We start from the raw sequence: 19,969 nt of genomic DNA, 5'->3' as shown, positions 1-19,969 counted from the left end.
GAGTGCTACGGACATCGTCGTTATCAGGAGTGATCCAATGGAGCTGACCACCATGAAGACCCGCACGTTGAAACCTTCACCCACTCACCTGCGCGGGCTCAGGCTGGCTGCGCTGGCGCTGGGTAGCAGCCTGCTGCTGGCCGGCTGCGCGGGCAACCCGCCCACCGAGCAGTATGCCGTCACCCAGTCCGCGGTGAATTCCGCCGTCAGTGCCGGTGGCACCGAGTTCGCAGCGGTGGAAATGAAGGCGGCCCAGGACAAGTTCAAGCAGGCCGAGATCGCCATGCACGACAAGAAGTACGACGAAGCCAGGCGCCTGGCCGAACAGGCCGAGTGGGACGCCCGCGTCGCCGAACGCAAGGCGCAGGCCGCCAAGGCCGAGAAGGCCCTGCAGGATGCCCGCCAGGGTGTCCAGGACTTGCGTGAGGAAGGCCTGCGCAGCGCTGAATGAGCGTTGTCCCGCCACCTTGAGCCTTCGCTAACGATCAAAGGATGAACACTATGCGCAACTACGTCATGATTCCCGCCCTGCTGGCCCTGAGCGTAGGCCTGGCTGCCTGCTCCCATGACCCGAACCCGAATCTTGAGTCGGCCCGCACCAACTTCTCCGCGCTGCAGAGCGATCCGCAGGCCAGCAAGCTGGCGGCCCTCGAGACCAAGGACGCCCAGGACTGGCTGAACAAGGCCGACAAGGCCTACCTGGACCGCGAGGACGAGAAGAAGGTCGACCAACTGGCCTACCTGACCAACCAGCGCGTCGAAGTGGCCAAGCAGACCATCGCCCTGCGTTCGGCCGAGAACGAACTGAAGAATGCCTCTGCCCATCGCGCCCAGGCCCGCCTGGACGCCCGCGACGCGCAGATCCGCAAGCTGCAGGAGAGCCTCAACGCCAAGCAGACCGATCGCGGGACCTTGGTGACCTTCGGCGACGTGCTGTTCGACTTCAACAAGTCCGAACTCAAGAGCAGCGCCTTCCCCAACATCACCAAGCTCGCCCAGTTCCTCCAGGAAAACCCTGAGCGCAAGGTGATCGTCGAGGGTTACACCGACAGCGTCGGCTCGGCCAGCTACAACCAGGGCCTGTCCGAGCGCCGTGCCAACAGTGTACGCATGGCGCTGGTACGCGCCGGGGTCGATCCGGCACGCATCGTCGCCCAGGGTTATGGCAAGGAATACCCGGTGGCCGATAACACCACCAACTCCGGCCGTGCCCAGAACCGTCGGGTGGAGGTGACCATCTCCAACGACAACCAACCGGTGCAGCCGCGTTCGGTGAGCCACGTGCGCTGACGCTTGTAGCGCCTCGAAAGCGTGGGGCCGCGTTGCGGCCCTTTCGCGACACAAGGCCGCACCCACAGAGCCTTCTGCATGACACATGCTTCGTGGGCATTGCCGGGGGCCTGTGGGGGCGAAGCGGCCTGGGATACCTCGATCACTGCACCTGCTGCGGCGTCTCCTGCCCCATGCAGCGGATCGCCCGCTTGCGGTTGTCCACCAGCACGCCGGTCAGGCCCTTCTGTTGGGTGTCGAACAGCACCAGCACGCCGTCGATGCACTGGGCGACCTGGGGAGCGGGGGCGAGGGAGACCTTGTAGTCCTCGCCGGGGATGGTCTTGAGCATGGTGTAGTCCTGCAGCAACAGGGCATCCTCGGGCTTGGCGAAATGCACGTAGCCGTAGTACCAGAGGGTCCCGACCGTCACGATGATGCTGCCGACGGCGGTCAGGATCAGCGGGATGGCGTTGCGTTCTTCACTCATTGCGCGTTCTTCTCGTCAGGGTAGTTGGGGACTTCGGCCAAGCGCCGAAGGCCGTTGAAATGGCTTGGATCGTCAAGAAAACGCAGCATCACCTGGCGCCACGTCGGGTCGGCGAAGGTCTGTACGTGGCCACCTCGGGTCAGTTGCAACACCCGTGGCGGGGGGGCGTGCTGGTACAGGCGGATGGCGTTGTCCATGGGCACCAGGTTGTCGTCGATGCTGTGGAAGAACAGCTTGGGCGGGCTGTCCAGGCGCTCGATCGAGCGGATCGCACTGTCACCGTCCGGAACCAGCCAGGACAACGGCACCTGCAACGGCCAGGTCAGCCAGGACGTCCCCAGGGCGAAGCGTCCCACCTCGCGGTAGCTGGCCGGCACACCGTCGAACACCAGCGCACTGAAACGCTGGCGTTGTTCGGGGTGGGCAGCCAGGTAATGGATGGCCATGGCCCCGCCCAGGCTCTGGCCCAGCAGCACCAGCGGCTTGCCCTCGACCTCGGGCGCCTTGTCGAGCCAGTCCAGGGCTGCGGCGATGTCCTGGTAGACATCCGGCAGGCGCGCCTTGCCCTGGGACAGGCCATAGCCGCGGTAATCGATCATCAGCACCTGGTAGCCCTGTTCCGGCAACCAGTAGCTGCCACCCAGGTGCCAGGCCAGGTTGCCGCCATTGCCGTGCAGGTGCAGCACCGTGCCCTTCACCTCGACCCCCGCCTTGGCCGGTAGCCACCAGCCGTGCAGGCGCACGCCGTCGGCGGTGACCAGCGACACCTCGCGAAAGGCCAGGCGCGCCTTCTCGGGGGTGAACGGCTGGCCCGGTTCCGGGTAGAACAGCAGGCTGCTGCAGCCGCCCACGCCGAGCAACAGCAGCCCCAGGCACAGGCCGCGGCAGGCGTCAGAGAATGTTCGCGTAGTCGGCTTCAATACGGTCCAGGCTCAGGTGGTTGAGGAAGTTGGAGAAGCACATCCAGGCCGACAGCGCATTGAGGTCGCGGAACTGCTCCGGCAGGTACTTGGGCGGCTCCACCAGGCCTTCCTCGACCAGCTGGCGCAGGGTACGCATGTCTTCCAGGGTGGTCTTGCCGCAGAACAACAGGGGGATCTGCTCCAGCTTGCCCTTCTTCACGGCCAACTGAATGTAGTTGTAAACCATGATGAAGCCCTTGAGGTAGGACAAGTCCTTGGTGAACGGCAGGCCATCGGGCACCGAGCCACGGAACACCCGGCTCGCGTTGCTGTAGCTCTGCGCCATCTCGAAGCCCTGGCCACGGAAGAACTCGTAGACCTGCAGGAAGTCCGCGCCTTCCTCGACCATGTGGATGGCCCGGGTGCGGTTGGTCAGCTTGCGCAGGCGGCTGGGGTAGGAGGCGAAGGCGATCACCTCCATGAGGATGGCCAGGCCCTCCTGGGTCACGGTCGAGGAGGGCGGCCCCTTGGCCAGGAAGGTGCAGATCGGCTGGTTGAGGCCGTTGAGGGTGGTGCCCACGTGCACCAACCCCTCGTGCACCTCCAGGGCGCGCACGTCGCGATTGTTGAACAGGGCGTCGGCGCGCACCTTGATGTAGTCGGCACCGGCCGCGGCATCGGCGACGATGCCGTCGGACTCGAACACGCGGATGGTCTCTTCGGCCTCGCCGAACACCTTGTTCAGCCGTCGCTGGAGGATCTCCACGGCTTCCTTGGCGGTCAGGTTCTTCGGCTCGTCCTTGAGGTCGCCGCGGCCGTCGATGTTGTTGAGGTAGTCCGAGAGCATCAGGCCCAGGTCGGCGAGCGTCGGGTCGCCGGCATGGAAGGCATCGGAGGCCGCGCCATACAGCTCCTGGGAGATCAGGCCGAAGTCTTCGGTGCCGCGCGCCTCGAGCATGCGCACCACCATGCGGTACTCCTTGCACATCCGCCGCATGATCTGGCCGACCGGATTGAACTGGCCGAGCTGGCGGGTGATGTCACGCTCGATGCTCTGGAATTCCGACTTCACCGCGGCGGAGTCGAACGACAGGGGCCGCCCCTGGTAGTAGGCACGGTCCACCGCCGGCGGCTCCTTGCCCTTGGCCTTGAGGAAGCCCTGGCGGATGTTGTCGTCCCACTTCACCGCATCGAGTACGCGGATGGGGGTCTGCGCCGCGACGATGCGATCGGACAGCGTGCGTATGGTCTGCTGGTACTCGTCCACCCCGGGACTCCTTGCTCGGATCGCTTATCTGCCCACGCGCTGGAAACGCGCCACTTCGACGAACAGGTCGGAATTGGCCGGATCGTCCAGGTAGGCCAGGACCCGCTCCGCCGGGCTGTCGATCAGCACGCCCGGGCCGTTGTCCTCCAGCCCCTCGGTGCTGCGCCCGCTCAGTTCCTTCTGCCCCACCGCCTCCTGGACCTGGTCGACATCGAGGTTGTAGACCACCAGTTCCTTGCCGTCGATCACTTCGAAACCGCCGATCAGGAAGTTGCCACCCAGGCGCTTGGGCACGCCTGCCGACAGGTACCAGCGGTTGCCATGGCGGGAGACGGTGAAGACGTATTCCTCGGGGGCCTTGCCCTTGGCCGTGGCCACTGCCCGGTAGGCATCGGCGCCGCTGCGGCTGATGGCCAGTGTCAGGGGCTCGCCCCAGGCGTCCTTGCTGCTCCATTTGCCGAGCAGTTCCCTGGGCGCGGCCTGGTTGCTGGGCAAGGGTTCGTGGAAGGTCACCAGACAGCCGCCCAGCAGCAGGAATGACAAGGTCAACAACACCACACGCCAGGCTTTCATCGGGTTCTCCTTGAAAAGGTCGGGGCCAGCCCGGGCCGCTCGCAGCTCAGGCCGATGCCAGCACCAGATGCAGGTACCGGGTAAGGATAGCGAGCATCTGCCCATCGGCTTGAGAATTCGCGTCCTTGAGCAGGCACTGATATTCCATCTGCTCGATTATCGCCGTCAACATCTGGGCATCCTGCTCGGGATGGCGCGACCCGACGACCTGGAGCATCTGCTGCGCACCCTGCAGAAGGATCTGCTCGTGGGCACACACCAGCTCGGCCAGGCGCGGGCACAGCAGCGCCTCCTGGCGGAAGGCCTGTTCGGCCATGAGGAAGTCGCGGCGGCTGTGGAACTGGCGGCTGACGTAGTCGGCGGTCATGCGTGCCACCTCGTCGGCCAAGCGTGCACGCGACTGCGGGCTGCCGTCGCCCTGGGCGAGCAACTGGCGCAATACCACCTCGGTATTGGCCCACAGCTTGGCCATGTACGCGGCGCTGCGCTCGACGTACTGGGCGAAGGTATCGGTGAGCAGGTCCTCGATGTCCTTGAAGTAGTAGGTGGTGGCCGATAGTGGCACTCCCGCCTCGGCGGCCACCGCCCGGTGGCGCACGCCACGCACGCCATCGCGCACGACGATGCGCATGGCGGCGTCGAGAATCTGCTGGCGGCGCTGTTCGCTGCCCTGGCGGGCGGTCTTGCGCCCTTGGTACTGCACGCTTTCGGCGACGGCGGTGGCCACGCCTGCCGCGCCTTGTTGGGCCATTGCGGGTGTCACGTCGGGTACCTCTGAAAGTGGAAGCGGTGGGATGCAAGCTGCAAGCGTCAAGCTACAAGAAAAAGCCTGTGCGCAGCCAGGCAGCGAAGCGGCCCCAAATGACAGCTGGAAATCTTAACTGACCGGCGCGGTGCATGCCGAATGGCGCTTTCCTGTGGCGTGCAGCTTGTCGCTTGCCGCCCAAAGAAAAGCCGCCTCGAAAGGCGGCTTGTTCAGGATGCTCAGGCCTGTGGACGCATGTGCGGGAACAGGATCACATCGCGGATCGATGGCGAGTTGGTCAGCAGCATCACCAGGCGGTCGATGCCGATGCCTTCGCCGGCGGTCGGCGGCATGCCGTACTCCAGGGCGCGGACGAAGTCGGCGTCGTAGTGCATGGCTTCGTCGTCGCCGGCGTCCTTCTCGGCCACCTGGGCCATGAAGCGCTCGGCCTGGTCCTCGGCGTCATTGAGCTCGGAGTAGGCATTGGCGATCTCGCGGCCACCGATGAACAGCTCGAAACGGTCGGTGACGCTCGGATTCTGGTCGTTGCGACGGGCCAGCGGCGAGACTTCGAACGGATACTCGGTGATGAAGGTCGGCTGCTCCAGCTTGCTCTCCACCAACTCCTCGAAAATCATCACCTGCAGCTTGCCCAGGCCCTCGTGGCCCAGCACCTTGGCGCCGGCTCGCTTGGCGATTTCACGGGCCTTGTCGACGTCCTGCAGGTCGGCCTCGGTGATGTCCGGGTTGTACTTGAGGATGGCCTCGAGCACGGTCAGGCGGGCGAATGGCTCGCCGAAATGGAACACCTTGTCGCCGTACGGCACGTCGGTGCTGCCCAGGACCAACTGCGCCAGCTCGCGGAACAGCTCCTCGGTGAGGTCCATGTTGTCCTTGTAGTCGGCATAGGCCTGGTAGAACTCGAGCATGGTGAACTCGGGGTTGTGCCGGGTCGAGACGCCTTCGTTGCGGAAGTTGCGGTTGATCTCGAACACCTTCTCGAAGCCGCCGACCACCAGGCGCTTGAGGTACAGCTCCGGCGCGATGCGCAGGAACATGGCCATGTCCAGGGCGTTGTGATGGGTCTCGAACGGCTTGGCCGCGGCGCCGCCGGGGATGGTCTGCAGCATCGGCGTCTCGACTTCGAGGAAGTCACGCTTGGCCAGGAAGTTGCGGATGTGCGAGATCACCTGGGAACGCACGCGGAAGGTCTTGCGGGTGTCCTCGTTGACCATCAGGTCGACGTAGCGCTGGCGGTAGCGCTGCTCGGTGTCGGTCAGGCCGTGGTGCTTGTCTGGCAGTGGGCGCAGCGACTTGGTCAGCAGGCGCACGTCGGTCATCTCGACGTACAGGTCACCCTTGCCGGAACGGGCCAGGGTGCCTTCGGCGCTGATGATGTCGCCCAGGTCCCAGGTCTTGACCGCGGCCAGGGTTTCTTCCGGCAGGGTCTTGCGGTTGACGTAGACCTGGATGCGCCCGGTCATGTCCTGGATGACCATGAACGAGCCACGGTTGAGCATGATGCGGCCGGCGACCTTGACCGGGATCGCTGCAGCTTCCAGCTCTTCCTTGGTCTTGTCGACGTACTGCTTCTGCAGGTCGTCGCAATAGCTGTCGCGGCGGAAGTCGTTGGGGAAGGCCTGGCCCTTGGCGCGCTCGGCGGCAAGTTTTTCCTTGCGCAGGGCGATCAGGGCGTTTTCTTCCTGTTGCAGGTCTTGCGGTGCGGTGTTGAGGTCGCTCATGTCGTCAATCTTTCCATCACGGGTTCGTTGCCCCTGCCAGGCAGGGATCGCGGCGCTTCGGTGGCCTGGGCAGGCCCGCTCGGGGAACGGGCCGTAGCTTGCATCGCGGTATCGGTGTGCGGTTCAAAGCCCCTGCTTGAGGCTCGCTTCCAGGTATTGGTCGAGGTCGCCATCCAGGACCTTCTGGCAGTCGCTGCGCTCGACGCCGGTACGCAGGTCCTTGATACGCGAGTCATCGAGTACGTAGGAGCGGATCTGGTGGCCCCAGCCGATATCCGACTTGCTGTCTTCCAGCGCCTGCGAGGCGGCGTTGCGCTTTTGCATCTCCATCTCGTACAACTTGGCCCGCAGCATCTTCATGGCGGTGTCCTTGTTGGCGTGCTGGGAGCGTTCGTTCTGGCAACTGACCACGGTGTTGGTCGGCACGTGGGTGATACGCACTGCCGAATCGGTGGTGTTTACGTGCTGGCCACCGGCACCGGAGGAGCGGTAGGTATCGATGCGCAGGTCAGCCGGGTTGATCTCGATCTCGACCTTGTCGTCGATCTCGGGCGACACGAACACCGCCGAGAACGAGGTATGGCGACGGGCACCGGAGTCGAACGGGCTCTTGCGCACCAGGCGGTGCACGCCGATCTCGGTACGCAGCCAGCCGAACGCGTATTCGCCCTTGATGTGCACGGTGGCGCCCTTGATACCGGCGACTTCACCCTCGGACAGTTCCATGATGGTGGCGTCGAAACCGCGCTTGTCGGCCCAGCGCAGGTACATGCGCAGCAGGATGTTGGCCCAGTCCTGCGCCTCGGTACCACCGGAGCCGGCCTGGATGTCCAGGTAGGCGTTGTTCATGTCCATCTCGCCGCTGAACATGCGACGGAACTCAAGCTGTGCCAGGCGTTCTTCCAGGCCCTCCAGCTCGGTCACGACGTCGCCTACGGCGCCTTCGTCATTTTCCTCGACGGCCATGTCGAGCAGGTCCTTGCAGTCGGCCAGGCCGCCGGACAGTTTGTCCAGGGTCTCGACGACCTGCGCCAGCATGGCGCGCTCGCGGCCCAGCCCCTGGGCATATTCGGGCTTGCTCCAGACGGCAGGGTCTTCCAGTTCGCGGTTGACTTCGATCAGGCGGTCAGCTTTTTGATCGTAGTCAAAGATACCCCCGAATGGACTGGGAACGCTCGGTAAGGTCCTTGATGGTGTTCAGGATCGGTTGGATTTCCATGGGTGCGCGGCTCTCGTGCGAATTCGGTGAAAAGCCCGCGAGTATAACCGAGTATGAGGGGTGCCTCCCACCCCCACTTGTCCCGTGCCGCCGCTGCTGCGGGCTACTGGATTCGATAGGCCCGCATGAACAACCCGACCACTTCCCGCACATGCGCCTCGGCCTCATCTCCTTGCAGGGGCGGCGCGCAGCCCAGCAGCAGGCGATAGTCCGGCGCCCCCTTGACCAGGCAGAAGAAATGCTCGGCCGCGCGCCACGGGTTGTCGATGCGCAACAGCCCCCGCTCGCCGACGCAGCGCAGCAATGCCTCCATTTCACCCAGCACCCGCTTGGGCCCGGCTTCCCAGAAGTACTGGCCGAACCCTGGGTCCTGGCTGCCCAGGGCAATGATCAGCCGGCTCAGCTTGACCGACTCGTCGCTGCTGATCAGCGCGTGGAACCCCCGGGCGATGTTCAGCAACACCTGCTCCAGCGGCACGCCTTCGGGCAGTTCGAAGATCAGGTCGGGCAACTGGGTCTGGCAGGTCGCCATGACCGCCGAACCGAACAGGGTCTGCTTGTCGGTGAAGTGGCTGTAGACGGTGAGCTTCGAAACACCTGCCGCCGCAGCGACCGCATCCATGCTGGTGTTGGCATAGCCAAGGCTGAGGAACAGCGTCTTGGCCGCTTCGAGGATGGCCTCGCGCTTGGCCAGGTCCTTGGGCCGGCCGGGGCCGATGGGTGCGTCGTTGGGCATTGGAATCCGTATCTGGTTGGAGGAGCGACCATCTTACCGGGTCGTGGGCCATACCGCTGCTCTGGATGTCGCGACGTCGTTGCGTTTTCGCCGCTGTGCCTGCTTCCACACCCCGCTTCCCTGACTTAATATACTCGCCAGTATAAATATTCGATGCGTTCCTTGCGAAAGGTCATTCACCATGTTGCGTCATGCCTTGCCCATCGCTCTGTCCGCCGCCGTGGCCCTGCTGCTGGCCGCCTGTGGCCAGGAAACCGCGGCACCGGCCGCCCCACGTCCGGCGCTGGTGGTCCAGCCCCAGCCAACCGGTGCCTCTGCCGACAGCTACCCGGGCGAGGTACGGGCGCGGTTCGAGCCGGAGCTGGCCTTCCGCATCGGCGGCAAGGTCAGCAAGCGCCTGGTGGAGGAGGGGCAGCGGGTCAAGGCCGACCAGCCGCTGGCCGAGCTCGACCCACAGGACGTGCGCCTGCAACTGGAGGCCAACCGCGCCCAACTGGCTGCCGCCGAGGCCAACCTGGCGCTGGTGCGTACCGAGCGTGACCGCTACCGGAAGCTGCTCGAGCGGCAGATGGTCAGCCGTTCCCAGTTCGACAATGCCGAGAACCTCTACCGCGCGGGGCTGGCGCGCCTGAAGCAGGCCCGTGCGGAGTTCGAAGTCGCCGGCAACCAGACCGAATACGCCGTGCTGCGCGCCCCCCAGGCAGGTGTCATCGCCAAGCGCCAGGTCGAGGTCGGCCAGGTGGTGGCGGCCGGGCAGACCGTGTTCACCCTGGCCGCCGACGGTGAGCGTGAGGTGGCCATCGGCCTGCCGGAGCAGCAGTTCGCCCGTTTTGCCGTGGGGCAGACGGTCAGCGTGGAGCTGTGGTCGCACCCCAACCAGCGCTACGAAGGGCGCATCCGCGAGCTGTCGCCGGCGGCCGACCCACGCTCGCGGACCTTCGCCGCGCGCATCGCCTTCACCTCGGCCAAGGCGCCGGCCGAACTGGGCCAGAGCGCCCGGGTATTCATCGCCCATGCCGAACGCTCGCCGTTGTCGGTACCGCTCTCGGCCGTCACCGCCGAGCAGGGCCAGGCCTATGTCTGGCGGGTGAACAAAGACAGTCGGTTGGAGCGCGCGGTGGTTCGCCTCGGCCCCTACGGTGCCGATAGCGTGCCGGTGCTGGAGGGTCTGGCGGCGGACGACTGGGTGGTCGCCGCCGGTGGTCATGTGCTGCGCGAAGGCCAGCAGGTGCGGCCTGTGGACCGTAGCAACCGTGAAGTGAACCTGGCGGCCAAGGAGTAAGTCCCGATGGGTTTCAACCTTTCCGCCTGGGCGCTGCGCAACCGCCAGATCGTGCTGTTCCTGATGATCCTGCTGGCGGCGGTCGGTGCCATGTCCTACACCAAGCTGGGGCAAAGCGAGGATCCCCCCTTCACCTTCAAGGCCATGGTCATCCGCACCCTGTGGCCAGGGGCCACCGCCGAGGAGGTCTCGCGCCAGGTCACCGAGCGCATCGAGAAGAAGCTCATGGAAACCGGCGAATACGAGCGGATCGTCTCGTTCTCCCGGCCTGGCGAGTCCCAGGTGACCTTCATGGCCCGCGATTCCCTGCACTCCGATGCCATCCCCGAGCTCTGGTACCAGATCCGCAAGAAGGTCGCGGACATCCGCCACACCTTGCCGCCGGAGATCCAGGGGCCGTTCTTCAACGATGAGTTCGGCACCACCTTCGGCAATATCTACGCGCTGACCGGCAACGGTTTCGACTATGCCGTGCTCAAGGACTACGCCGATCGCATCCAGATCCAGCTGCAGCGGGTCAAGGACGTGGGCAAGGTCGAGCTGGTCGGCTTGCAGGACGAGAAGATCTGGATCGAACTGTCAAACATCAAGCTGGCCACCCTCGGTGTGCCCCTGCAGGCGGTGCAGCAGGCGCTGCAGGAGCAGAACGCGGTCAGCACCGCAGGGTTCTTCGAGACCGCCAGCGAGCGCCTGCAGCTGCGGGTCAGCGGGCGTTTCGACAGTGTCGAGCAGATCCGCCAGTTCCCAATCCGTGTCGGCGACCGCACCTTGCGCATCGGCGATGTCGCCGAGGTGCACCGGGGGTTCAACGACCCTCCCGCGCCGCGCATGCGCTTCATGGGCGAGGATGCCATCGGCCTGGCGGTGTCGATGAAGGACGGCGGCGACATCCTGGTGTTGGGCAAGGCCCTGGAGGCGGAGTTCGCCCGCCTGGCGCGCAACCTGCCGGCGGGCATGGAACTGCGCAAGGTGTCGGACCAGCCCGCGGCGGTCAAGGCCGGGGTCGGCGAGTTCGTCCAGGTGTTGGTCGAGGCCCTGGCCATCGTCCTGCTGGTGAGTTTCTTCTCCCTGGGGCTGCGCACGGGCCTGGTGGTGGCGCTGGCGATCCCGCTGGTGCTGGCCATGACCTTCGCGGCCATGCACTACTTCGGCATCGGCCTGCACAAGATCTCCCTCGGCGCCCTGGTACTGGCGCTGGGCCTGTTGGTGGACGATGCGATCATCGCCGTGGAGATGATGGCGATCAAGATGGAGCAGGGCTTCGACCGGCTCAAGGCGGCCAGCTACGCCTGGACGAGCACGGCCTTCCCGATGCTCACCGGCACCCTGATCACCGCGGCGGGTTTCCTGCCGATCGCCACGGCGGCGTCGAGCACCGGCGAGTACACCCGGTCGATCTTCCAGGTGGTGACCATCGCCTTGCTCACTTCCTGGGTCGCCGCGGTGGTGTTCGTGCCCTACCTGGGCGAGCGGCTGTTGCCCGACCTGGCCAAGCGCCACGCAGCGCGCCAGGGCAGTGGCGCGCATGCGCCGGACCCGTACGCCACGCCGTTCTACCAGCGTGTGCGACGTGTGGTGGAATGGTGCGTGCGCCGGCGCAAGACGGTGATCGTGCTGACCATTGCCGCGTTCGTCGGCAGCATCCTGCTGTTCCGTTTCGTGCCGCAGCAGTTCTTCCCGGCCTCGGGGCGCCCCGAGCTGATGATCGACCTCAAGCTGGCCGAGGGCGCCTCCCTGAGCAACACCGCCGAGCAGGTCAAGCGCCTGGAAGCGCTGCTGCGCCAGCAGCAGGGCATCGACAACTACGTGGCCTATGTCGGCACCGGCTCGCCGCGCTTCTACCTGCCGCTGGACCAGCAGTTGCCAGCCGCCAGCTTCGCCCAGTTCGTGGTGCTGGCCAGGAGCCTGGAGGATCGCGAGACGCTGCGCAGTTGGTTGATCGCCACGCTCGACGAGCAGTTCCCCGACCTGCGCTCACGGGTCACGCGCCTGGAGAACGGCCCGCCGGTGGGTTATCCGGTGCAGTTCCGGGTCACCGGCGAGCATATCGAGAAGGTCCGTGCCCTGGCCCGCGAGGTGGCGGCCAAGGTTCGCGAGAACCCGCACCTGGTGAACGTCCACCTGGACTGGGAGGAGCCGAGCAAGGCGGTGTTCCTCGAGATCGACCAGGACCGGGCGCGGGCCTTGGGCGTGAGCACCGCGCACCTGTCGAGTTTCCTGCAGAGCTCGCTGACCGGCACCACGGTCAGCCAGTACCGCGAAGACAACGAACTGATCGAGATTCTCCTGCGCGGCACCCCGCAGGAGCGCAGCGAGCTGGGCAACCTGGGCAGCCTGGCCGTGCCCACCGACAACGGCCAGAGCGTGGCGCTGTCGCAGGTGGCGACCCTGGCGTACGGTTTCGAGGAAGGCATCATCTGGCACCGCAATCGCCTGCCGACGGTCACCGTGCGCGCCGATATCTACGGCAAGGAACAGCCGGCGACGCTGGTGCAGCAGATCCTGCCGACCCTGCAGCAGGTGCGCGACGCATTGCCGGATGGCTACCTGCTGGAGGTCGGTGGCACGGTGGAGGATGCCGAGCGCGGGCAGAAATCGGTGAACGCTGGCATGCCGCTGTTCATCGTGGTGGTGTTGAGCTTGCTGATGATCCAGCTGCGCAGTTTCTCGCGCACGGTGATGGTGTTCCTCACCGCGCCGCTGGGGCTGATCGGCGTGACCCTGTTCCTGTTGGTGTTCCGCCAGCCGTTCGGCTTCGTCGCCATGCTCGGCACCATCGCCCTGGCGGGGATGATCATGCGCAACTCGGTCATCCTGGTGGACCAGATCGAACAGGACATCGCCAGCGGCCTGGAGCGTTGGCAGGCGATCATCGAGGCCACGGTACGGCGTTTCCGGCCCATCGTGCTGACTGCCCTGGCGGCGGTGCTGGCGATGATCCCGCTGTCGCGCAGCGTGTTCTACGGGCCGATGGCGGTGGCGATCATGGGGGGGCTGATCGTGGCCACGGTGCTGACCCTGCTGTTCCTGCCGGCGCTATATGCGGCGTGGTTCAGGGTGCGGAAGGGGTAGCTGCAAGCTGCAAGTAAAAGCGGATCGCGGCGCGGTCTCGCTCTTGCTTGCAGCTTGCAGCTTGCAGCCGCGGCTGCGTCAGAGTGCTCCGAAGACCTTCTTGGCCAGGCTGGTCGCCGCCTCGGCTGGGTTCTGGCGAATGCTCTGCTCCTGCTTGGCGATCATCTCGAACAGGCCGTCCAAGGCCTTCTCGGTCACGTAGTTCTCGATGTTGGCGCTCTTGGCGTCGACCACGCCGAGGGCCACCGCTTGCCCGGCGAAGTTGTTGTATTGCTGGGCCAGGCCGACCTTGTCGGTGGCCTGCTTGACGATCGGCAGGAACTTGGCGCGAATCTCTTCGCGGCTGCTCTTGTTCAGGTACTGGGTGGCGGCGTCTTCACCGCCGCTGAGGATGCCCTTGGCATCGGTCACGGTCATCTTCTTCACCGCGTCGACGAGGATCGTCTGGGCCTGTGGCACGGCGGCCTCGGCGGCCTTGTTCATGCTGTCTTCCAGGGCCTGGACCTGCTCGCCCTTGCCGAACATCTTCATGGCCTTGGCAGCCTTGCCGAGGTTGCCCGGCAGCTCGATGCGCACGTCCGGGTTGTCGTTGAAGCCACCCGGCGTGCTCAGTTGCTTGACGGCGATCTGGGTGCCTTGGGTGAGGGCGTCCTTCAGGCCACCGGTGGCGTCCTTCTGGGTCAGGTCGCCGAGCGACAGGGCCAGGGCGCTGGCCGACAGCAGCAGGCCGGCGCACAGGGTGGTGAGGCGCAGGGAGGAGCGAATCATGGGGATTTCCTTATGGTTGAACATGAACAGGGGTCAGCGCACCGGATCGACCTTGATCCGCACCGGCTGCGGGTCGCTGCCGTCGAGCTTGACGCCATGGTGCTCGGTATTGATGAACAGCAGCTTACCGTCCAGCTCGATGCGTGCGCTGACCGCGTAGCGGTGGCCGGGCTTGACCTGGGCCGGGTCGTAGGTGAGGTGGAACGGCAGCGGGACATTGCCCTTGACCGGGCCGGCCTGGCTGGCCAGGGTCACCGCCGGGGCGTCCATCAGCGACACGTCCTGCAGGCTCACGCTCAAGGTCGCGCTCGGCGGCAGGGCCATGCGTTGCAGGTAGAAGACTTCGCCCTCCAGGCTGGCCTGGTTCGACGGGGTATGGCTGGAACAGGCTGCAAGCAGGGATGCGCAACACAGCATGAAGAGTTTTTTCATGGAATCTCCGGTGTCCTTGGGGCCGGCTTTTGGCCAACCCAAGGACTTTAACGGATTTTCGCCCGGGGCGAAGCCTCAGCTGGCCACGGCTTCCAGGGTTTCCTCGCGGTGCAGCGCCACCTGGCGGATCGACAGGCGCAGTTCCGCCGACAGCACGCGCTTGGCCACGCCTTCGGCGAGTTCGCCGAGCTTGTCGTGGTAACCCAGCTTGCCGTTGCCGTCCGGGCGCAGCACGCCCTGTTGGACGAGGGTCTGGATGAAGTGGCGGAACAGGGTCTTGTCGAAGAACTCGGGGGCATTCAGGCCATGCAGGATCGACAGGCGTTGGGCCATCATCACGCTCAGGTCTTCCAGCTCCTCGGCGGTCAGGCTGTGCTGGCCGCTGTTGAGCAACAGCGACGTGGCCATGTAGAAGCGCTGCAAGGTCTGGGTGATGGCACGGGCCAGCAGGGTCAGCAGGACGAACTGCCGGGAGCTGGGCGCCGGGCGCAGGTAGACGCCGTTCTCGAAGCGCAGCAGGCCTTGGCCGACCAGCGCCTCGAGCCATTGATCGATGACCTCGTCGAGCTGTTCCGGTGCCCAGCGCAGGAACAGTTCCGCCTGCAGGTAGGGATACAACGCCCGGACGTACTGGCCGACCAGTTCGCGGCTCATCCGCGAGCTGCTCTGGAAAAAGCTCGCCAGCAGGGCCGGCAGGGCGAAGATGTGCAGGACGTTGTTGCGGTAGTAGGTCATCAGCACCGCGTTGGCTTCGTCCAGGTAGAGGATGCGGCCCAGGGCATCGGTCTGTTCGGCCAGCAGGTCCATGCGCCGCACGTGCTCGATCAGCGCCTTGCCGTCGCCTTCGGGCAGGGTGGTGTGGGGCGAGTAGGGCACCTGGCGCAGCAAGGCCAGGTACAGGTCCAGGACCCGGGTCAAAGCCCGCTCGTCCAGGGCCAGGCGGCTGGTGGAGAGCAGCGCCAGGGCCACCAGGTTGACCGGGTTGATCGCCGCCGCCTCGTTCAGGTGCCGGGCCACGGTCTCGCCCAGGCGCGTGGTGGTCTCGTTGAGCCAGGCCGGACGGAACTGCGGGGCCAGCACCTGCTCACGCCAGCCGGGTTGCTGCTGGTCGAGAAAGCCCGCCAGGCGGATCGGCTCGCCGAAGTTGACGTAGACCTGGCCGAAGCGCTGCTTCAGCGCACCGATGACCTTGAAGATGTCGAAGATCGACTCTTTCTTCTTGCTCGCACCGCGCAGTTCTCCCAGGTAGGTGCGGCCCTCCAGCACTCGCTCGTAGCCGATGTACACCGGTACGAAGACGATCGGTGTACGTGACGAGCGCAGGAAGCTGCGCAGGGTGATCGCCAGCATGCCGGTGCGTGGCTGCAGCATGCGCCCGGTGCGCGAGCGCCCGCCCTCGACGAAGTACTCCACCGGGAAGCCCTTGGTGAACAGGGTATGCAGGTATTCGTTGAATACCGCCGTGTACAGTGGGTTGCCCTTGAAGGTGCGGCGCATGAAGAAGGCCCCGCCACGGCGCAGCAGGCCGCCGATCACCGGCATGTTGAGGTTGATGCCGGCGGCGATGTGCGGTGGCGTCAGGCCGTTGCGAAACAGCAGGTAGGACAGCAGCAGGTAGTCGATGTGGCTGCGGTGGCAGGGCACGTAGATCACCTCGTGGCCCGGCGCGATGCCCTGTACCTGCTCGATGTGGTTGACCTTGATGCCGTCGTAGATCTTGTTCCAGAACCAGCTGAGCACCACTTCGAGGAAGCGGATCGCGGTGTAGGTGTAGTCGGAGGCGATCTCGTTGCCATAGCGCAGCGCCTGGGCTTCGGCCTTGGCGTAGGGGATCTGCGCCCGTTCGGCCTCGTCGGCGATGGCCTGGCGTACCAGTGGGTCGTGCACCAGGCCCTTGACCAGATTGCGCCGGTGGGAGATGTCCGGGCCGATCACCGCGGTCTTGAGGTTGCGAAAGTGTACCCGCAGCAGGCGCTGGGCCATGCGCACGGTGCGCTCATGGCCCTTGTTGTGCTGCACCAGCTCGCGCAGGTGGATCGGTGCGGAGAACTGCACTCGGGTCTTGCGCCCCAGGATCAGCACGGTCAGCAGGCGGCGCAGGCGCCCGGTCACCGCCCAGCTGTCGGCGAACAGCAGCTTCCACGGGCTCGACTCGCTGGCCGGCGACTGGCCCCAGAACACGCTGACCGGGATGACCTGCGCGTCTTCCTCGGCGTGCTGGCTCACCGCGGCGACCAGGCGTTCGAGAGTCGGTGGCGCACCGCGTTTGTCGTGGCGGCCCAGCCAGTCAGGGTCGGGCGTCAGGTAGAAGAAGCCTGCCGGCTCCTGCAGCGAGCCCACGGCGACGGGCAGGACCGGGCGTGGCAGCCCCGCCTTGGTGCATTCGCGGTCCAGCACGGCCAGGTCAGTGAGCGACGGCGAGGGCAGGGCGTAGAACACCGGGCGACCACGGTCGAGCTGCAGGGTCAGGGAGGACTGGTTGATGGTCTCGGAGCGCACCCACAGGTACAACAGGCGACGCAAGGCGCCGAAGATCAGGCGGCGCAGGGGGGAACGGGTCATGGGGTGTGTGCCCTGGATGAGATTTTTCGGGTGATATTCCAGCCAGTTAGTCTGCCGTATCCGCGCAAGTTCGGCAAAATCCGCCAATTAGCGCCCCAGTCATGAAATTTTTTTGTTCCCTGTCATATACTCGGTCCGCAGCTTGCAGGATATTTCGGCAAGCTGCGTCGGCATGGGGCGATGACCCTGTGCCTGCACGGCGATCTTCAAAATAAAAATCCGGAGTAGTTCAGATGTCGTCTCGTGAGACTGGGAATGTGAAGTGGTTCAACGATGCCAAAGGCTATGGCTTCATTCAGCGCGAAGGTGGTGCGGATGTGTTCGTCCACTATCGGGCGATCCGCGGTGAGGGGCATCGTACCCTGGTCGAAGGACAGCGGGTGGAATACGCCCTGGTGCAGGGCCAGAAAGGCCTGCAAGCCGAGGACGTAGTCGGCCTCTGAGGCGCGCTCCGGGCTGCAAGCCACAAGCTTCAAACTGCAAGTTGACCGTGTGACTTGCAGCTTGATGCGATCTGTCTTGCAGCTTGAGCTTGCAGCTTCAACCCGTGCGCCAGGTGATTTCCTGTTCACCGTCGGCGCTGATGCGGATCCAGCGATCGGCATCTTCTTCCCCATCTTCCTCGACCCAACTGCCCGGCGCGCAGCGCACTTCGACGCCCAGTGCGGCATAGGCGGCGCGCGCGCAGGCGATGTCGTCGTCCCATGGGGTCTGGTCGCTTTCCAGGAACAGGCTGTTCCATTTCCCTACAGCCTTGGGTACCCAGGTGACTGGAATGTTACCGGCCGTGCACTTCCAGGTCTGGCCTTTCTGCTGCCACTCGCTGCAAGGGCCCAATGCCTGGCCGAGCCACGCGGCGATCTGCTTGTGGTCGACGTCGGTGTCCTTCAGGTAGATCTCGATATCGGGTTGGCGCATAAAGGGCTCCGGGTGTGCTCAGTCTTGGCGCACGAAATAGTCATAGCGCATGGATACGGTGACCTCGAACGGCTCGGGTTGGTCGATCACCCGCGCCCGTTTCTGGGCACTGGCTCGCCAGCCGTGCGGGGTCATGGCCAACAGGTCGGCACGGGCCTTGGGCGCCGCCAGGGCCAGCGTGAACTCCAGCACCTCGCCATGGGCGTGGGCCATGCCCTCGGGCACCAGGGCCAGGTGCTTGTCGTCGGCGTAGGGCCGCACTTCATCGTAGAGCACCTGGCGCAGTTCCATCAGGTGACCGCTGGTCGGGCCGACCCGCAGCAGGCCGCCGCCGGGGCTGAGCAGCCGCTTGGCTTCCTGCCAGTCCAACGGGCTGAACACGCTGGCGATGAAGTCGCAGCTGGCATCGACCAGGGGGACCCGGGCCATGCTCGCCACCAGCCAGGTCACCGCCGGGGCGCGGCGACAGGCGCGCTTGACCGCCTCCCGGGAGATGTCCAGGGCATAGCCGTCGCTGCCGGGCAGGGCCTGGGCGATCTGCGCTGTGTAGTAGCCTTCGCCGCAGCCGATGTCCAGCCAACTGCCGGGCTGGCGCTCGGCGGCCAGTTCGGCCAGGCGGCGTGCCACCGGTGCGTAGTGGCCGGCGTCGAGAAAGTCCCGGCGCGCCTCGACCATGGCCTGGTTGTCGCCTGGGTCGCGGCTGTTCTTGTGCTGTACCGGCAGCAGGTTCAGGTAGCCCTGGCGGGCCCGGTCGAAGCGGTGCCCGGCCGGACACAGCACACCGTTGTCGAGCCGGGTCAGGGCGGCCTGGCAGAGAGGGCAGGCGAGCATCAGGCGAGCAACCGTACCAGGGTCTGGTAGTAGATCTCGGTCAGCAGCTCGAGGTCGCTGGCCAGGATGCGCTCGTTGACCTGGTGGATGGTGGCGTTGACCGGGCCGAGCTCCACCACCTGGGTACCCAGGGTGGCGATGAAGCGGCCATCGGAGGTGCCGCCGCTGGTGGACGGCTGGGTCTGGCGACCGGTGACCGCCGTGATGCTCGACGACACCGCATCGAGCAGTTCACCCGGCTCGGTGAGGAACGGCAGGCCCGACAGCGCCCAGTCGATCGACCAGTCGAGCTGGTGCTTGTCGAGGATCGCCGCGACCCGTTGCTGCAGGCCTTCGACCGTCGACTCGGTGGAGAAACGGAAGTTGAACAGCGCGGTCAGTTCGCCCGGCACCACGTTGGTCGCACCGGTTCCCGAATTGAGGTTGGAGATCTGGAAGCTGGTCGGCGGGAAGAAGGCGTTGCCCTCGTCCCAGTGCTCGGCGGCCAATTCCGCCAGGGCCGGCGCGGCCAGGTGGATCGGGTTGCGCGCCAGGTGCGGGTAGGCCACGTGGCCCTGCTTGCCGCGTACGGTCAGCTTGGCGCCGAGCGAGCCGCGGCGGCCGTTCTTGACCACGTCGCCGAGCAGGCTGGTGCTCGACGGTTCGCCGACGATGCACCAGTCCAGGCGCTCGTTGCGCGCGGCCAGGCGCTCGACCACGGCCTTGGTGCCGTGGTGGGCCGGGCCTTCCTCGTCGCTGGTGATCAGGAAGGCGACCTTGCCACGGTGGTTGGGGTAGTCGCGCACGAAGCGCTCGCTGGCCACCACCATGGACGCCAGGCTGCCCTTCATGTCGGCGGCGCCACGGCCGCAGAGCATGCCTTCGGCGTCGATCAAGGCGTCGAACGGCTCATGCTGCCAGGCCTGCACGGGGCCGGTGGGAACCACGTCGGTGTGGCCGGCGAAGCACAGCACCGGACCGTCCTGGGTGCCATGGGTGGCCCAGAAGTTGTCGACCTCCTCGATACGCATCGGCTCGAGCTGGAAGCCGACGGCCTCCAGGCGCTGCATCATCTGGGCCTGGCAGTCGGCGTCGACGGGGGTGACCGAGGGGCGACGGATCAGGTCGCAGGCCAGTTGAAGGGTGGGCGAGAGCTCGGCTGGGGCCGTCATGAAGGACTCC

At 65.7% G+C, this 19,969-nt stretch carries 19 protein-coding genes; 5 read left to right on the top strand and 14 right to left on the bottom strand.

The window, feature by feature from the left end:
* The first annotated feature begins 37 nt into the window (after positions 1–37).
* Positions 38–451 (top strand): DUF4398 domain-containing protein, encoded by a 414-nt coding sequence (locus tag WCE05_RS06195; protein ID WP_225787304.1) that lies wholly within the window; start codon positions 38–40, stop codon positions 449–451.
* 50 nt (positions 452–501) lie between these two features.
* Positions 502–1,290 carry an OmpA family protein gene (locus WCE05_RS06190; protein WP_225787305.1) on the top strand — a complete coding sequence of 263 codons (789 nt, stop codon included), beginning with the start codon at positions 502–504 and terminating at the stop codon, positions 1,288–1,290.
* A 142-nt stretch (positions 1,291–1,432) separates the two neighbouring features.
* Here the strand turns inward: WCE05_RS06190 and WCE05_RS06185 are convergent, their stop codons facing one another.
* From WCE05_RS06185 to WCE05_RS06150, 8 genes are all read right to left on the bottom strand, one after another.
* Positions 1,433–1,759: a hypothetical protein gene (locus tag WCE05_RS06185; RefSeq protein ID WP_225787306.1), complete on the bottom strand. Its 327-nt coding sequence runs from the start codon at positions 1,757–1,759 to the stop codon at positions 1,433–1,435.
* Positions 1,756–2,679: an alpha/beta hydrolase gene (locus tag WCE05_RS06180; protein WP_225787307.1), complete on the bottom strand. Its 924-nt coding sequence runs from the start codon at positions 2,677–2,679 to the stop codon at positions 1,756–1,758. The genes WCE05_RS06185 and WCE05_RS06180 overlap by 4 nt, the downstream gene beginning before the upstream one ends.
* The gene (locus tag WCE05_RS06175; protein ID WP_225787308.1) at positions 2,651–3,928 is read right to left on the bottom strand and encodes a flavohemoglobin expression-modulating QEGLA motif protein; all 1,278 of its coding nucleotides are present in this window, start codon (positions 3,926–3,928) and stop codon (positions 2,651–2,653) included. The genes WCE05_RS06180 and WCE05_RS06175 overlap by 29 nt, the downstream gene beginning before the upstream one ends.
* Positions 3,929–3,952: 24 nt before the next feature.
* Positions 3,953–4,501: a hypothetical protein gene (locus WCE05_RS06170; protein WP_225787309.1), complete on the bottom strand. Its 549-nt coding sequence runs from the start codon at positions 4,499–4,501 to the stop codon at positions 3,953–3,955.
* A gap of 46 nt (positions 4,502–4,547) precedes the next feature.
* Positions 4,548–5,252, bottom strand: a complete 705-nt coding sequence (locus WCE05_RS06165) for a TetR/AcrR family transcriptional regulator (RefSeq protein WP_368815601.1) — start codon at positions 5,250–5,252, stop codon at positions 4,548–4,550.
* 233 nt (positions 5,253–5,485) lie between these two features.
* Positions 5,486–6,988, bottom strand: a complete 1,503-nt coding sequence (lysS, locus tag WCE05_RS06160) for a lysine--tRNA ligase (protein ID WP_253079931.1) — start codon at positions 6,986–6,988, stop codon at positions 5,486–5,488.
* A 123-nt stretch (positions 6,989–7,111) separates the two neighbouring features.
* A protein-coding gene (gene prfB, locus WCE05_RS06155) for a peptide chain release factor 2 (RefSeq protein ID WP_225787312.1) occupies positions 7,112–8,207 on the bottom strand; the annotation gives its coding sequence in 2 pieces (ribosomal slippage) (positions 7,112–8,134 and positions 8,136–8,207; 1,095 coding nt in all).
* A 103-nt stretch (positions 8,208–8,310) separates the two neighbouring features.
* On the bottom strand, positions 8,311–8,955 hold the full coding sequence (locus WCE05_RS06150; RefSeq protein ID WP_317235041.1) for a TetR/AcrR family transcriptional regulator: 645 nt from the start codon (positions 8,953–8,955) through the stop codon (positions 8,311–8,313).
* A gap of 169 nt (positions 8,956–9,124) precedes the next feature.
* Here WCE05_RS06150 and WCE05_RS06145 point away from each other — a divergent pair, with 169 nt between their 5' ends.
* Positions 9,125–10,225: an efflux RND transporter periplasmic adaptor subunit gene (locus WCE05_RS06145; RefSeq protein WP_225787314.1), complete on the top strand. Its 1,101-nt coding sequence runs from the start codon at positions 9,125–9,127 to the stop codon at positions 10,223–10,225.
* A gap of 6 nt (positions 10,226–10,231) precedes the next feature.
* Positions 10,232–13,297, top strand: a complete 3,066-nt coding sequence (locus tag WCE05_RS06140; RefSeq protein ID WP_225787315.1) for an efflux RND transporter permease subunit — start codon at positions 10,232–10,234, stop codon at positions 13,295–13,297.
* A 78-nt stretch (positions 13,298–13,375) separates the two neighbouring features.
* Here WCE05_RS06140 and WCE05_RS06135 read toward each other — a convergent pair whose 3' ends face one another.
* The 3 genes from WCE05_RS06135 to plsB all read right to left on the bottom strand — a co-directional run bounded on the left by WCE05_RS06135 (position 13,376) and on the right by plsB (position 17,059).
* Positions 13,376–14,065 (bottom strand): DUF4197 domain-containing protein, encoded by a 690-nt coding sequence (locus tag WCE05_RS06135; protein ID WP_225787316.1) that lies wholly within the window; start codon positions 14,063–14,065, stop codon positions 13,376–13,378.
* A 33-nt stretch (positions 14,066–14,098) separates the two neighbouring features.
* Complete coding sequence (locus WCE05_RS06130) at positions 14,099–14,497, bottom strand: YbaY family lipoprotein (RefSeq protein ID WP_225787317.1); 399 nt, start codon at positions 14,495–14,497, stop codon at positions 14,099–14,101.
* 75 nt (positions 14,498–14,572) lie between these two features.
* Positions 14,573–17,059 (bottom strand): glycerol-3-phosphate 1-O-acyltransferase PlsB, encoded by a 2,487-nt coding sequence (gene plsB / locus WCE05_RS06125; RefSeq protein ID WP_253090625.1) that lies wholly within the window; start codon positions 17,057–17,059, stop codon positions 14,573–14,575.
* A 233-nt stretch (positions 17,060–17,292) separates the two neighbouring features.
* On the opposite strand from plsB, the gene WCE05_RS06120 reads away from it, so the two are divergent.
* Positions 17,293–17,502 carry a cold-shock protein gene (locus WCE05_RS06120; protein ID WP_225787319.1) on the top strand — a complete coding sequence of 70 codons (210 nt, stop codon included), beginning with the start codon at positions 17,293–17,295 and terminating at the stop codon, positions 17,500–17,502.
* A 97-nt stretch (positions 17,503–17,599) separates the two neighbouring features.
* Here WCE05_RS06120 and WCE05_RS06115 read toward each other — a convergent pair whose 3' ends face one another.
* The 3 genes from WCE05_RS06115 to dapE are packed head-to-tail and all read right to left on the bottom strand — an operon-like array spanning position 17,600 to position 19,959.
* On the bottom strand, positions 17,600–17,977 hold the full coding sequence (locus WCE05_RS06115; RefSeq protein ID WP_225787320.1) for a hypothetical protein: 378 nt from the start codon (positions 17,975–17,977) through the stop codon (positions 17,600–17,602).
* Between the two features lie 18 nt (positions 17,978–17,995).
* A complete protein-coding gene (locus WCE05_RS06110; protein WP_225787321.1) occupies positions 17,996–18,808 on the bottom strand; it encodes a putative RNA methyltransferase in 813 nt (270 codons plus the stop codon).
* Positions 18,808–19,959 (bottom strand): succinyl-diaminopimelate desuccinylase, encoded by a 1,152-nt coding sequence (dapE, locus tag WCE05_RS06105; RefSeq protein WP_225787322.1) that lies wholly within the window; start codon positions 19,957–19,959, stop codon positions 18,808–18,810. Before dapE ends, WCE05_RS06110 begins: the two co-directional genes overlap by 1 nt.
* Positions 19,960–19,969 lie beyond the last annotated feature (10 nt).

Source organism: Pseudomonas sp. I2 (genome assembly GCF_040984075.1).
Taxonomy (GTDB): domain Bacteria; phylum Pseudomonadota; class Gammaproteobacteria; order Pseudomonadales; family Pseudomonadaceae; genus Aquipseudomonas; species Aquipseudomonas guariconensis_B.
Note: the sequence above shows the minus strand (reverse complement) of the source record. Positions and strands in the feature narration are given on the sequence as shown.

Coding starts and splice junctions, on each gene's coding strand:
- WCE05_RS06195 (WP_225787304.1), top strand. CDS start 38: ATGGAGCTGACCACCATGAAGACCCGCACGTTGAAACCTTCACCCACT.
- WCE05_RS06190 (WP_225787305.1), top strand. CDS start 502: ATGCGCAACTACGTCATGATTCCCGCCCTGCTGGCCCTGAGCGTAGGC.
- WCE05_RS06185 (WP_225787306.1), bottom strand. CDS start 1,759: ATGAGTGAAGAACGCAACGCCATCCCGCTGATCCTGACCGCCGTCGGC.
- WCE05_RS06170 (WP_225787309.1), bottom strand. CDS start 4,501: ATGAAAGCCTGGCGTGTGGTGTTGTTGACCTTGTCATTCCTGCTGCTG.
- WCE05_RS06165 (WP_368815601.1), bottom strand. CDS start 5,252: ATGGCCCAACAAGGCGCGGCAGGCGTGGCCACCGCCGTCGCCGAAAGC.
- lysS (WP_253079931.1), bottom strand. CDS start 6,988: ATGAGCGACCTCAACACCGCACCGCAAGACCTGCAACAGGAAGAAAAC.
- WCE05_RS06145 (WP_225787314.1), top strand. CDS start 9,125: ATGTTGCGTCATGCCTTGCCCATCGCTCTGTCCGCCGCCGTGGCCCTG.
- WCE05_RS06140 (WP_225787315.1), top strand. CDS start 10,232: ATGGGTTTCAACCTTTCCGCCTGGGCGCTGCGCAACCGCCAGATCGTG.
- WCE05_RS06135 (WP_225787316.1), bottom strand. CDS start 14,065: ATGATTCGCTCCTCCCTGCGCCTCACCACCCTGTGCGCCGGCCTGCTG.
- WCE05_RS06130 (WP_225787317.1), bottom strand. CDS start 14,497: ATGAAAAAACTCTTCATGCTGTGTTGCGCATCCCTGCTTGCAGCCTGT.
- plsB (WP_253090625.1), bottom strand. CDS start 17,059: ATGACCCGTTCCCCCCTGCGCCGCCTGATCTTCGGCGCCTTGCGTCGC.
- WCE05_RS06120 (WP_225787319.1), top strand. CDS start 17,293: ATGTCGTCTCGTGAGACTGGGAATGTGAAGTGGTTCAACGATGCCAAA.
- WCE05_RS06115 (WP_225787320.1), bottom strand. CDS start 17,977: ATGCGCCAACCCGATATCGAGATCTACCTGAAGGACACCGACGTCGAC.
- WCE05_RS06110 (WP_225787321.1), bottom strand. CDS start 18,808: ATGCTCGCCTGCCCTCTCTGCCAGGCCGCCCTGACCCGGCTCGACAAC.
- dapE (WP_225787322.1), bottom strand. CDS start 19,959: ATGACGGCCCCAGCCGAGCTCTCGCCCACCCTTCAACTGGCCTGCGAC.